This is a genomic window from Pseudomonas fluorescens (assembly GCF_001307275.1).
Classification (GTDB): Bacteria; Pseudomonadota; Gammaproteobacteria; order Pseudomonadales; family Pseudomonadaceae; genus Aquipseudomonas; species Aquipseudomonas fluorescens_AA.
The window spans coordinates 5,749,424-5,762,447 of sequence record NZ_CP012831.1; the positions used below are offsets into that span (position 1 = coordinate 5,749,424).

Annotated in this window: 12 protein-coding genes; 6 read left to right on the forward strand and 6 right to left on the reverse strand. The window is 61.9% G+C overall.

The window, feature by feature from the left end; translation table 11 throughout:
- Positions 1-161: 161 nt before the first annotated feature.
- From AO356_RS25445 to AO356_RS25465, 5 genes are all read right to left on the reverse strand, one after another.
- Complete coding sequence (locus AO356_RS25445; protein ID WP_060742139.1) at positions 162-536, reverse strand: response regulator transcription factor; 375 nt, start codon at positions 534-536, stop codon at positions 162-164.
- Positions 537-685: 149 nt separating this feature from the next.
- Positions 686-1,504, reverse strand: a complete 819-nt coding sequence (locus AO356_RS25450) for a helix-turn-helix transcriptional regulator (RefSeq protein WP_060742140.1) — start codon at positions 1,502-1,504, stop codon at positions 686-688.
- Positions 1,505-1,509: 5 nt separating this feature from the next.
- Entirely contained in the window at positions 1,510-2,049 is a 540-nt protein-coding gene (locus AO356_RS25455; protein WP_060742141.1) for a kinase inhibitor, read from the reverse strand.
- 102 nt (positions 2,050-2,151) lie between these two features.
- Positions 2,152-2,811, reverse strand: a complete 660-nt coding sequence (locus tag AO356_RS25460) for a response regulator transcription factor (RefSeq protein WP_060742142.1) — start codon at positions 2,809-2,811, stop codon at positions 2,152-2,154.
- Entirely contained in the window at positions 2,808-4,259 is a 1,452-nt protein-coding gene (locus AO356_RS25465; RefSeq protein WP_060742143.1) for a sensor histidine kinase, read from the reverse strand. The genes AO356_RS25460 and AO356_RS25465 overlap by 4 nt, the downstream gene beginning before the upstream one ends.
- 470 nt (positions 4,260-4,729) lie before the next feature.
- Here AO356_RS25465 and AO356_RS25475 point away from each other — a divergent pair, with 470 nt between their 5' ends.
- A complete protein-coding gene (locus AO356_RS25475) occupies positions 4,730-5,671 on the forward strand; it encodes a LysR family transcriptional regulator (RefSeq protein ID WP_060742145.1) in 942 nt (313 codons plus the stop codon).
- 26 nt (positions 5,672-5,697) lie between these two features.
- Here AO356_RS25475 and AO356_RS25480 read toward each other — a convergent pair whose 3' ends face one another.
- Positions 5,698-6,708, reverse strand: a complete 1,011-nt coding sequence (locus tag AO356_RS25480) for a GlxA family transcriptional regulator (protein WP_103308705.1) — start codon at positions 6,706-6,708, stop codon at positions 5,698-5,700.
- Between the two features lie 205 nt (positions 6,709-6,913).
- Here AO356_RS25480 and AO356_RS25485 point away from each other — a divergent pair, with 205 nt between their 5' ends.
- The 5 genes from AO356_RS25485 (at position 6,914) to AO356_RS25505 (ending at position 12,771) form a co-directional block, all read left to right on the forward strand.
- Positions 6,914-7,921 carry an ABC transporter substrate-binding protein gene (locus AO356_RS25485; RefSeq protein ID WP_060742146.1) on the forward strand — a complete coding sequence of 336 codons (1,008 nt, stop codon included), beginning with the start codon at positions 6,914-6,916 and terminating at the stop codon, positions 7,919-7,921.
- Between the two features lie 111 nt (positions 7,922-8,032).
- On the forward strand, positions 8,033-9,025 hold the full coding sequence (locus tag AO356_RS25490; RefSeq protein WP_060742147.1) for a helix-turn-helix domain-containing protein: 993 nt from the start codon (positions 8,033-8,035) through the stop codon (positions 9,023-9,025).
- A gap of 69 nt (positions 9,026-9,094) precedes the next feature.
- Entirely contained in the window at positions 9,095-10,027 is a 933-nt protein-coding gene (locus AO356_RS25495) for a SphA family protein (RefSeq protein ID WP_060742148.1), read from the forward strand.
- A gap of 12 nt (positions 10,028-10,039) precedes the next feature.
- Complete coding sequence (locus tag AO356_RS25500; protein WP_060742149.1) at positions 10,040-11,296, forward strand: MFS transporter; 1,257 nt, start codon at positions 10,040-10,042, stop codon at positions 11,294-11,296.
- A gap of 17 nt (positions 11,297-11,313) precedes the next feature.
- Positions 11,314-12,771: an amidase gene (locus AO356_RS25505; protein ID WP_060742150.1), complete on the forward strand. Its 1,458-nt coding sequence runs from the start codon at positions 11,314-11,316 to the stop codon at positions 12,769-12,771.
- The last annotated feature ends 253 nt before the right edge of the window (positions 12,772-13,024 follow it).

Here is a 13,024-nt window from a genome sequence, read left to right on the forward strand (position 1 = left end):
AAAAGCGCCTGACTGCAATGAGTTGCCATCGAGCACATTCAGTTTCGGTTCGCTGTAGGGAAGCTTATTGGCAGGACCTGTGTTTAACACTTCTACATAAGGTCATCGCGCCTATGCCTGGGTAGGGGAGATCTATACGAAGGTATGAGGGCGCGACGCAGTCAAGCAGACCGGGCCAGTACCGATTCGATGCAGGCGATCAATTCGGCGCAGTCGAAGGGTTTCGGGAAAAACGCCACCGGCTCGGGCGTACCGGCGCTGATACGGGGGGGCACGCCAGGGTATCCGGTGATGAAGATGATCGGGGGATGAATGCCCAGGGTCGATAGTCGATCGTACATCTGAATGCCCGTCATGCCAGGCATTTGAATATCCGATATCAGGCACGCCGTGTTTTCAAGTTCGCAGGAAGATAAAAAATCCAGGGCGCTGGCATATGTTTTAACCCGATATCCGTGGGAGCGTAACAAACCATCCAATGCAATTCGAACTGACTCATCGTCATCAATGATTGAAATGATTGCAGTGCTGGACATGTCGATACCTGGAGTTTGATATCAGGTAGCCATAAAGGCGCCCGTGTCACTGCAAGATACGCTGTCCAATGGCCCCGCCAAGTATACGTGTGTATGAACTTTCCACCGTGTCGCGGGGCAACGACAGGGAGGGAACCTCACCGGAATGCTTAAATCGCTGCCCGCAGTTCACGTGGCGACAGGCCATAGTGTGAGCGAAAGCGCACCGCAAAACGTGAGGCCGAGGCGTAACCGCAGGCACCGGCAATTTCACCGATGGGACGAGACGTTGTTTGCAACCATTGCAACGCTGTCGCCAGTCGAACGCCCTCCAGAATGCTCCGGAAACTGTCCCCCTCATTCGCCAGTTGGCGGCGCAACGTCGACTCACCCAGGTTAAGTTGCTGGGCAACGCTCGCCACCGTCCAGTCTCTCTCCGGGCTGCCCATCACCATCTGCTGCACACGTTCGCAAATGGGATCGTTGCGCCCCATCAGCAGGGGGCCGATCTGGCCACCAAGGCACAGGCTCAGAAGAACCGCTTCCCCATAGAGCGTGCGTAACGCGTCCGGCGCGTTCGCATTGATAGAGGCCAGCAGCTGATTCCATGCCTGTGTTGTGTGCTTGTCCAGAGGGACGCATAGATCGGTCTTCAGTGCACCGCGACGGCTCATGATCTGTTGGCTATATCGGCTGCTGAAGTTACGCAGTGTCGAGAGGGGAAAGGTGACCGCATCGGCGATGTAGTGACCGTGAGGGCCGGGGAAGTTCGAGATACCAAGCTCGCGTCCGGCCGGCATCAGAATCAGATGTTGCGGCCCCGCGCGCATCTCCCGGTCATCCCATTGCAACAGTTTCTCCCCCTGTCGCACTCGACACAGGGTGGTCACGAACACCGGTACCCTTGATAAGGTCAGGGGCTGTCGCGCCTGTATGACACACGCATCGATAATGTTTTCCCGGTGCTGTATGCCGTCACAAGGGCGCATCGTTTTTAACGTCCGTAAGTTGAAGTGATCGTCGCTTTGGCCAGGACGTTGGCATTGAGCATGTACCCAACCAAGGCGCCACTGGCCTCGCCGTCGAGTGGTAGCTTATCGACTTTCAATGCCCATACGGTGAATTGATAGCGATGGGGCTTATCCCCTACAGGTGGGCAAGCCCCGCCAAATCCTGGCTGGCCATAATCGGTTCGCCCTTGTACGGCACCGGCAGGCAGGTTCGCTCCCACTCCGCTTGGCAAGCTATGGGTAGAAGTGGGTAAGTTAACCACCGTCCAATGCCACCAACCGCTACCCGTCGGGGCATCGGGATCATAGACCGTGATCGCGTAGCTTTTAGTCCCAGCGGGAGCGTTTGTCCAGGAAAGCTCAGGGGACGTGTTGCCACCTTCGCAACCGAAGCCTTGGAACACTTCGCGGCTGGTCAGCGGACGGTTGTCAGCAATATCCCGGCTGGTCAGTGAGAAGTCGGCAGCGTATCCACTGAATGCTACGGCCATGGTGAGTGCAGGCAGGATTGACCTGATTTTCATCGTGATTCCATCTGGGGCTTGAAGTGAAGCTCGAGTCTAGGTTGAACGAAGAGTGGTTACTGTGCCGAAACGCTCGGCCAAAGTGCCGAAATGCTCGATTGACTATCGGCCTGTGTCAGCCAGACACCATTCCAGCACCTGGGCCATGCGCACCAGATCGGCAAACGAGTGTGCGCACATCTTGCGCATGGCCTGGCCACGGTGAATCTTGACCGTGATTTCACTCAAGCCCAGTTCCCCGGCGATCTGCTTGTTCATCAGGCCTGACACCGCCAGCGCCATGACCTGCCGCTCCCGGGGCGTCAAGGTGGTGTAGCGGTCAAGTACTTGCTGATGGCCGCGTTCGGCGTCGCGCCGCTGGCGGTCCTGGTGATGGGCGGCGGTCACGGCGTCGATCAGGTCTTGTTCGCGGAACGGTTTGGCGAGGAAGTCCACGGCACCGGCCTTCATCGCCCGCACGGTCATGGCGATGTCACCGTGACCGGTCATGAACACAATCGGCAGTTGAACGTTGGCCGCTGCCAGCTCCCGTTGGCAATCCAGGCCGCTGGTGCCTTGTAGCCGTACATCCAGGACCAGGCAACTGGGCTGCTCGGGCCTGGGATAGTTCATGAACTGCGCGACCGAACCGAACAGATGGACCTGCAAGCCGATGGAGCGCAGCAGGCTGCCGAGGGATTGGCACAGCGGTGCGTCGTCATCAACGATATAGACGATGGGGGCGTTGTCGATGATCGGGCTTGAGGGCGGTATGGAGGTCATTGCCCGCTCCCCGACAGAGCGGTGCCCGTGAGCCGCGGCAGCGCGAACCTGAACGAGGTGCCTTGGCCGACCTCGCTGGTTGCCCAGATCCTGCCGGCATGGAAGTCGATGATGGACCGGCAGATGGAAAGGCCCATGCCCAGGCCGTTTTCCTTGGTGGTGAAAAACGCATTGAACAAGGACGGCAGGATCTCGGGGGCAATGCCGGTTCCGTGGTCAGTCACCTCCAGCAGCACTTCGTCACTCTCGGTCCAGGTGCGTATGCGCAGGGTTCGTGCGTGTACCTTGACCCCGTCCATGGCGTGACAGGCATTGATGATCAGGTTGATGATCACTTGCTGCAGTTGCACCCGGTCTGCGCTGACCTGGCCCTCGGTCGCTGCCAGCTCCACCTTGGCCCGGACTTTATGATGAGCCAGTTGCTGCTGGACCAGGTTCAGGGTCTCGCGGACGATGTCGTCCAGTCGCTCGGGCTGGCGCAACGGGTCGCACTTGCGCGACAGCGCCCTGATACCGCTGATGACCTCGCTGGCGCGACAGCCGTTGGCGACGATTCGGTCGAGGCAATCCAGGGCTTCCCGGAGATCGGGTTGCGGGCGTTTGAGCCAGCGGCGACAGGCCTCGCCGCTGCTGGTGATGGCCGTCAGTGGCTGGTTGACCTCGTGGGCAATGGACGCGGCCATTTCCCCCAGGGAGGTCAAGCGAGTGACGTGGGCCAGTTGGCTCTGGGCGCGAAACAACGCTTCTTCGGCCTGCTTGCTGGCAGTCACGTCCATGAGTGCGCCGAGATACTGGAAACGGCCATGCTGGACGAGCAGGGGGCTGGCGATCATATGGATGTGCTTGATGCGCCCATCAGGCATCAGCAGCCGCAGCTTGACCTCGATCTGCGGTTCGCCAGCGGTGGCCTGTTGGAAAATCCCGCGTGCCAACTCCAGGTCTTCAGGATGGGTGCGCTCCAGCATCATCGACACCGTTGGCGTCTTGCTGGGCGGGTACTCGAAAATCCGTGCCGACTCCTCCGACCAGGACAACGCTTGTCGATCACCGCGAAAGCCCATGCTGCCGGTCTGGCTCAGACGCTGGGCGCCGGTCAGGTAAGCCTCGTTGCGCCGCAGGCTGTCGGAAGCCTGCTTGCTGCGCAGGGCCAGGAAAGCAATGGCGGACAGTGCGGTCAGGCAGCGGAAGAAGCCGGTGGTCGATTCCCAGCGGTGATAGCCGCCGTTGTACAAGAACATCGCGGTGAGCAAGCCCATGCACATCAGCGCGACGGTGATCACCAGATTGATGGAGAACAGGTTGGCCGCCATCAACAACAAGGTGATGTACAGCAGGGTCGGCGCCAGGTCGGAATGGGTTTCGGAGTTGATGATGACAATGCCGCAGGCCACCACCAGGCCCACCGCCCAGCCGAGGGCGTTGACCAGTGGGTGGGTGCTGATTCCCATCGACGGCAAAGGCCCGCTCTGGCTTGGGCTGTATCGAAGGCTGTCATAGACGTTCTTGAGCATCGCGGAGGGTAGGGGCACGCTGGCAGACCTTTGGTTTTTTACGTGGTCTCGCTCTGGGATGTCGGGGCGACAGAGCATCGGTTCGTATCTTAGAAGCGCCGCTTTGCCTGAGGTAGGACATAAAACCCTGAAATCCCGCCAAGCCGTGCCAAGGAGAGGGGGTCGCTGCGCAGCCCGGCGGGAGCAAGCTCCCTCGCCACAAAGGCGGTGTTTGCCTGGGCCTGGATATATACCGAAGTATCGATGACGTTGCCCAAAGGGTGAGTCGAGTGTCCCCACGTACAACAGACCTGGCGCGCCTCGGGGATTACGCTTTCAACACCTCGTCGCCGCAGGCCTTGATGGAGGACGCAGGCGATGTTCTTGTCCACTCCCGACTCAATGGCCTGGCGCCTGAGGCGACGACTATGATGAACAGAAATGACCTGCGTCGTGCTGACATCAATCTGCTGGTGGTCTTCGAAACCATGATGCACGAGCGAAACGTGACCCGTGTCAGCGAAAAGCTGTTTCTCGGCCAGCCAACGATCAGCAGTGCCCTGGCGCGCTTGCGGTTGATGTTCGATGATCCCTTGTTCATCCGTTCGGGGCGGTTGATGGAACCGACCTCCCGGGCGCGGGAAATCTTCTCCAACCTGTCCCCGGCCCTGGACGGCATCGCCGCCGCCTTGAGCCACTGCCAGGCGTTCGAGCCGGCCACCAGCGAGGCGACCTTCCATATCGGCCTTTGCGATGACGTCGAGTACGCCCTGCTGCCGGAGCTGTTGCGACGCCTGCGGGTCGAGGCCCCGGGCACCACCTTGGTGGTGCGCCGGACCGATCAATGGCAGGTCTCCCAACTGTTGGCCAGTGGCGAGATTTCCCTGGGCATCAGCCCGACGCTGGAGTTGCCGGCCAATGCCCGGCGCAAGACCCTGCGGCCGATTCGACCGATGCTGTTGCGCGCCGATTCGCAGCCCGGCGAGCTGACCCTGGACGAATTCTGCCGTAGGCCCCATGCCGTCGTATCGTCCATGGGCAATGTCATCGATGATTCGGACCGCGCGTTATGCCTGATGGGCCGACAGCGCCGGGTGGTGTTGACCGTGCCGCAGTTCAGCGCCTTGCCCGTGCTGTTGGCCCAGAGCGACATGATTGCCATCGTGCCGGATTACGTTGCCCAGGCGATGGCCGGGGTGACCGGCATGCGGGCGCAAGCGGCCCCGATCTGCTTGCCCCGGCACGAGCTTTCCATGGTCTGGCGCGGCGCTTCGCACAATGATCCGGGGGAGCGTTGGTTGCGTTCCCGTTGCTGCGCGCTGCTGGCCGAACAGGCCGACCCTCAGGAGCAATCCAGGCGAGTGGCCTGACGGACAGTTGCGCAAGGGTTTCGCACTCAGCGAGAAAACCGGCTGCGGTACTCCCGGGGGGATATCGAGAGATGGCGCTGAAACGTGTGGCGCATTCGTTCCTCGTCACCGAAACCGCAGGATCGGGCGATCTGGTCGATGTTGCGCGGGGAGTCTTCGAGCATTCGACGCGCCGCTTCAAGGCGGAACATCTCGATGGCTTTGGCCGGGGTTCGGCCGGTCTGGCGTTTATAGACCCGGGCAAAATTGCGCGGGCTCATCCTGGCCTGGCGGGCCAGCCGTTCGACGGTGAGGTTGTTGTCGTCCAGGTGCTCGGAAATCCACACGTGCAGTTCATCGAAGCCGGCGCTCTCTTGCATCTGCAATTGCAACAGTTGGCTGAACTGCGCCTGCCCGCCGGGGCGCTTGAGAAACACCACCAGCTCACGGGCCACCTGCAAGGCCACATCGCGACCACAGTCGGCTTCGACCAATGCCAGGGCCATGTCGATGCCGGCGCTGACACCGGCCGAGGTCCACACGTTGCCCTGCTGGATGAAGATCGCATCGAGGTCCACCTCAACCGCTGGGAAACCGCTCTTGAGCATCTCGCACATGGCCCAATGGGTGGCGGCCCGGCGTCCGTCCAGCAAGCCGGCCTGGGCCATGAGGAAGGTGCCGCTGCACACCGATGCCGTGCGCCTGGCCTGGACCGAGGCCTTGCGCAGCCAGTGCACCAGGTCGACACAGTCGATCATCGCCTGCCGAATGTCCGGTGCGCCGGGGACGATCAGCGTGTCGATGAGCGTCCCGTCGAGCTCATGCAGGGCACGGGTATCCACGACCAGGCCTTCGGCGCTTTGCATCAACCCGCCAGCCAGGCTCGCGGTGTGCATGGCGTAGCCGGGCAGGCCGCGTTCGGTCATGGCTTTGGTGGCGGCCCAGAACACGGTCTGGGCCCCGGTCAGGTCCAGCAAACCCATCTGCGGGTAGGCCAGGAATACCAGGGTGCGCGGTTGGGAAACGGACTCGGCGGCGATGCCGATATCCAGGCTCATCTCGTTCATGTTCGCTTCGCGCAGGTGTTCGTCAGGGGAGGTCTGCAAGGTTATCAAGGGAACGTGCCGGTGAGGGCGATTTCATGGGCTTGGATGCCGAACATTTAGGTGCTATTGATATGCTATTAAGGTATTTAAATTAATATTCTTATAGCTTTAAAGTCGTGGCCTTCAGTCTTTCACCTACTGTGAGGTTCAACAGGCCATGGCTTTCAAGCGTTCTGCGCGCACCTTGTTGGTTTCCCTGGCGGCCACTGCGCTGCTCAATCCCTTGGCCCACGCCGAGGGCAAGATCAGCATCGCCCAGCAATTCGGTATCGGCTACCTGATCCTGGATGTGGTGCGTGACCAGCAGCTCATCGAGAAGCATGGCAAGGCCCAGGGCCTGGATATCAAAGTGGACTGGAACAGCATCTCCGGCGCGACGGCGATGAACGAGGCCTTGCTGACCGGCGCCCTGGATGTGGTGTCGGCGGGCGTTCCGCCGATGCTGACGATCTGGGATCGGACCCGTGGCAAGCAGAACGTCAAGGCCATCGCCTCGCTGGGGTCGATGCCCAATTACCTGCTGACCAACAACCCGAACGTGAAGAGCCTCAAGGACTTCACCGACAAGGACCGGATCGCTGTCCCGGCGGCGGGTGTCGGATTCCAGTCGCGCACGTTGCAGATCGAAACCGCCAAGGTGTTCGGCAACGATCACTTCAAGAAATTCGACGACATCTCGGTCAGCCTTCCGCACCCGGATGCGACGGCGGCGCTGATCGCCGGCCAGTCGGAGATCAACTCGCACTTCTCCAGCCCGCCGTTCCAGTACCAGGCCCTGCAAAGCCCCAATGTGCACAAGGTGCTCAGTTCCTATGATGTGCTGGGCGGCCCGGCGACGTTCAACGTGCTCTACACCACGGAAAAATTCCACGACGAAAATCCCAAGACCTACAAGGCGTTCTACGATGCCTTGGTGGAGGCGCAAGGCATCATCAAGGCCGACAAGCCGGCCGCTGCCCAGACCTACATCCGCGTAGAACAGTCCAAGTTGCCGCTGGCGCTGGTGGAAAAAATCGTCACCGACCCCGAAATCGACTTCACCGTCGTTCCGCAACGCACCTACATCTATGCCGAAAAACTGCATGAACTGGGCGTGTTGAAAAACAAGGCCGACAGCTGGAAGGACTATTTCTTCGAAGAGGCCCATGCCGACGCCGGCAGCTAAATCCGGGCCGGTTATCCGTTTTCGGCACAATTGCGCGACCGGTCCACGGGGCGGAATGGAACTTGCCTGAGCTTTGACCCATAAGCCCTGGAATCATCAAAGGTCGGGTCAATGAACAATGACAACATGGCGCAGCCAGCGGTCTCGTCGGATGGGTTGCCGATGCTGCCGATCAATCGGTTTCGTACCACGGACATCGACGAGCACGCCCGCAACATGGGAGGCTGGCAGGTCTGCTATGACCAGTTGACCCCCGGTCGCTTCGACGGCGAGTTGATCGAGTTCCGCTCGGATTGGATGCAGTTGGTGCGCGACCGCTCTAATCAGGCCCTGACCAAGCAAGGCATGGCCTGGGAGGGCGCCATCACCTTCAGCGTACCGCTGAGTGCGGATGGGCCGGTCTTTTGCTCCGGGCACCCGATTGTCGAACCCAGCCTATTGGTCGCCCATGGGCATAACCTGCCTGAGTTGCGCACGCCCCAGCATCTGGATCTGCTCGGTGTCGCCATCGACGAGCAGGCGTTGGAGCATGTGCTGGAGCGACAAGGCAGTCGCTTTCGAATTACCGATCTTCCCAAGTGTTACCGTCTTGGCAACTCGACGCTGCCCGCCGAGCTTGCGGCGTTGTTCGATGAGCTTGAAGGGGGCGAGCAGGGGCGTGACTCGTTGCTGGGGTACGAGTCGATTCGCCGGGGCCTGCGGGACACGGTGATGCTGCACATACTGGAACTGGTGGCGCCGGACGAAGCACCACCGCTCAGTCCCACGGCGCGCAAACGCATGGTCGACCGCGCCCGGGAGTACGCCCTGGCCCATGTCGATGAGCCGCTGTCGATCCTCGACCTGTGCAATCACATCGGTGCCAGCCGACGCAAACTGCAGTATTGCTTCCAAGAAACCCTAGGCATCAATCCGGTGGCTTATCTGCGGGCGTTGCGCCTCAATGCGGTGCGCCGTGAGCTGCGCAATGGCGATCAGGTGCTGGGGGTGCAGGAGGTGGCGGCACGCTGGGGGTTCTGGCATTTGAGCCGGTTTTCCAGTGATTACCGGACCCTGTTTGGCGAAACCCCGTCACACACCTTGCGTCGCACGCATCTGTGCTGAAAACGGATAACGGCTGACCGGCCGGCTCCCTAGGATGACCCCAACACCACATGGTCGGAGGGGCATTCGATGTACCAAAACAAAAAAACAAACGTCTGGCACTGTACGTGGTTAACCCTGGGGCTGATCGGTGCCTGCACCGCTGCCCATGGCACCGAAAACGGCGCGCCGACCACGGCGGTCGGGGTCTATGATTTCGGCGCGGGCATGATGCCGCCGGCCACGCCCTTTGGCACCGTCGGCCTGCGTACTGCGTTCTATTCGGCCAACGTGCAGAAGGATCGCCACGGCAAGTCCGTGGACAACAATTTCTCCCTGGATGTCTTGTCCATCGGCGTCGCCTACATGCGCATGACCGATTACACCGTGCTGGGCGCCAAGTATGGCTTCGGTGCCGTCGTACCGTTCTTCCAGATGGACGCGTCGCTGCAGGTGCAGACCCCTGTCGGCCCACTGAACCTGGAGGCCGATCCGTTTCGCATGGCCGACATGCAGGTGCTGCCGGTGATCCTGCAGTGGACCCTTTCGCCGAACCTGTTCGTCAATGCCCAGTTCCAGATCCAGGCCCCCACCGGCGACTACGACAAGGATCGCTTGATCTCGCCGGGTCTCAACCACTGGACCTTCTCGCCGATCCTCAACGCCACGTACATCTCCGACAGCGGCTTCGAGGTGTCTTCGAGCTTTGAAGCCGACATCAACACCCGCAACCACGCCACCGACTACAAGAACGGCGTCGAGTACCGTCACGAATTTGCCGTGGGCCAGCACGTCGGGCCATGGACCTTGGGCGTGGGCGGGTACTACTACCGTCAGTTCACCGATGACGACGCGCCGGGGCTGGAAACCGGCAATCGCGCCCGGGTGCTGGCTGTCGGGCCGGCGGTGAGCTACTTCAAGCCCGGCATTCCACCGGTGTGGCTGCATGTCTACAAGGAGCTCGATGCGCGCAACCGCGCCGAGGGCTATACCGCGGCGCTGCGTATTTCCCACAGTTTCTAGAAGGGGCTCGTCATGAACCAATCAAGTTCCGTTTCAACGGCGGCCACCCCGTCGCGCCAGGCCAGTTGGCGCGAAGGCGGGGTGCTGATGCTGGGTAGCAGCCTGACGATCATGGGCGCGGTGATGGTCACGCCCATCCTGCCCCGGTTGGGTGCCGAATTCGGTCCCTTGGAACCGCGCGCCGATCTGCTGGTGCCGTTGGCGATTACCGGTCCGGCCCTGGCGATTGCCGTGTGCGCGCCGTTGGCTGGCTGGTTGGCCGACCGGGTGGGACGCAAGGCGTTGCTGGTGATTGCCACGGTGCTCTACGCCTTGCTCGGCGCCTTGCCGGCCCTGCTCGATAGCCTGCCTTCGATTGTCGGTGTGCGGCTGTTGTTCGGGTGCACGGAGGCGGCGGTGATGACCTGCTGCGCGACGCTGATCGCCGACTATTGGCAGGGCGAGGAGCGACTGCGCTACGTCAACCGGCAGGTGGTGACCATCGGCCTGGTGGGGGCGCTGTTTTTTGTGGTGGGCGGTGTGCTCGGGGAGCACTCGTGGCGTGCGCCATTCCTGTTGTATCTGCTGCCACTGCTGCTGGTGCCGGCCATGATGAAAGTGCTCTGGGAACCGCCGGTGACGAAGCGCCGGAGGGTCGAGCAGCGCGTCGATGAGTCGGCTCCGGCCAAGGTCGCCGTGCTGCCACTGCTGGTCGGCTACCTGATGATCCTGGGCGGCATGGTCCTGACGTTCATCATGCCGATCCAGGCGCCGACGCTGTTGGTCAGCTTGGGCATCACCTCCAGCACGATGATCGGCCTGGCGGCGGGACTGAGCCTGTTGGCGACCTTGGGCGGTTCGCTGATGTGGCCGTTGCTGCGCCGTCGCTTCGGCATCGCCGGGTGCAACGCATTGTTGCTCGGCCTGATGGGCCTGGGGCTGTGGTTGCTGATGCGCGGGCAAAGCTACAACGCTGTGCTGGTGGCGGTGTTCATCCAGGGCCTGGGGGCTGGGTTGCTGGTGCCCAACGTGATGGCGCCGGTGATGAATGCCTTGACCGCCAGCACCCGCGGCCGGGGCTTGGGCGGGTTTACCTCGTGCCTGTACATCGGCCAATTCGTCAGTCCGCTGGTGGTGGCGTTGGTGGTTGTCTTCGCCGGTGACCTGCGTCACGCCATTCAGTGGCTGGCCCTGGCCAGTTTTGCCTTGGCACTGCTCTGGGTCATTGCCGGCCTGCGCGCACGGGGCCAGGGGCAGGCGAGCACCGTCGGATCACATCAATCGTCGTGACATAAGGAATCTGAAACATGGGTATGCAAGACATCCACCATCTGATGGACAGTGAAGACGCCACGGCGCTGGCCGAGTGGGTCAGGCGTGGCGAAGTCCAGCCCGGCGAACTGCTGGAAACCGCCATCGAGCGCCTGGAGCGGGTCGAGCCGCAGCTCAATGCGGTGGCCGAGCGGCTGTACGATTCGGCCCGACAAGCAGCGCGCACGCCACAGGTTGGCCAGGGCCTGTTGGCCGGTGTGCCGACCTTGATCAAAGACCTGTTTTCGCCGGTCCACGGCGCGGCGATGACCAACGGCTCGCGTGCACTGGGCGACTTCCGGGCGGATTTCGAATCGGAAGTCGTGACGCGCCTGCGCCGTGCCGGATGCCAAGTGATGGGCACCAGCACTTCGCCGGAGTTCGGCACGTCGTACTCCACCGAGTCCGCGCGTTTCGGTGCCACCCGCAACCCTTGGAGCAGCGAGCACAGTGCCGGTGGCTCCAGTGGCGGCGCGGCGGCGTTGGTGGCGGCCCGGGTGGTGCCGTTCGCCCATGGCAACGACGGCGGCGGTTCATTGCGGGTGCCGGCATCATGCTGTGGTGTGTTCGGGTTCAAGCCCAGCCGTGGCCTGATGCCGTCGGGGCCGATAGTGGGCGAGGGCTGGGCGGGGATGGGCACGCCCCATGCGATTACCTTGTCGGTGCGTGACAGTGCGGCGTTGCTGGACGCCACCGCCGGCATGGACCTGGGTGCGCCCTATGCCGCGCCGGTCCAGGCGTTGCCGTATACGATGGCGGTGCAAGCTGATCCCAAACCGCTGCGCATTGCCCTGGTCGAACAGCTCGGCCCTTGGCCCACCGCGCCGCAAAGTCTCCAGGCCGTGGGCGAGGCGGCCCGGTTGTGCGAGGCCCTGGGGCATCGTGTCGAACCGGTGAACCTGCCGGTGGGGTTGCTGGAGTTTCTCGACCACGTGTTCACCATCATTGGCGCCAGCTCTCGTCACTATGTCGACCTGCTGGGCCAGATGCGTGGGTTTGCCGTGCAGGCCGAAGAACTGGAGGTGCGCACCCGGATCATCTTGCGGGACAAGGGCAACGTCAGCGGCGCCCAATATGCCGCGGCGGTGGAATGGATTCATGCCCTCGGCCGGCAGTTGGCGGTGTTCATGCAGGATTACGACGTGATCCTGACCCCGGTCCTGACTCGCGAACCGGTGCTGATTGGCGAGCTGGATTTGCAGGATGTGTGCATGAGCCTGGATCAACTGATCGAGCGCTACCACAGCTATTCGCCGTTCACCGCGCTGTTCAATGCCAGCGGCCAGCCGGCGATGTCAGTGCCGTTGTCCTGGAGTGCCAATGGGTTGCCGATGGGGGCGCATTTTGCCGGACGCTTTGGCGAGGAAAACACCTTGCTGGCCCTGGCCGCCCAACTGGAACGCGCCCAGCCCTGGCGTGGCCGAGTTCCAGCGGTCAACGCCTGCCGGCGGTGAAAACTGTGGGAGCGAGCTTGCTCGCGAAGGCGTTGGGTCAGTCGGCATCATCATTGCTGACGCTCCACTATCGCGAGCAAGCTCGCTCCCACAGGGGATTTTGTAGTGGTCGCGGATGGCTTGGACGACTCGAAAAAAACTGTGGGAGCGAGCTTGCTCGCGATGGCGTAGTGTCAGTCGACATCATCATTAACTGACGGTCCGCTATCGCGAGCAAGCTCGCTCCCACAAAGGGGATTTTGGCTGGGTAGGG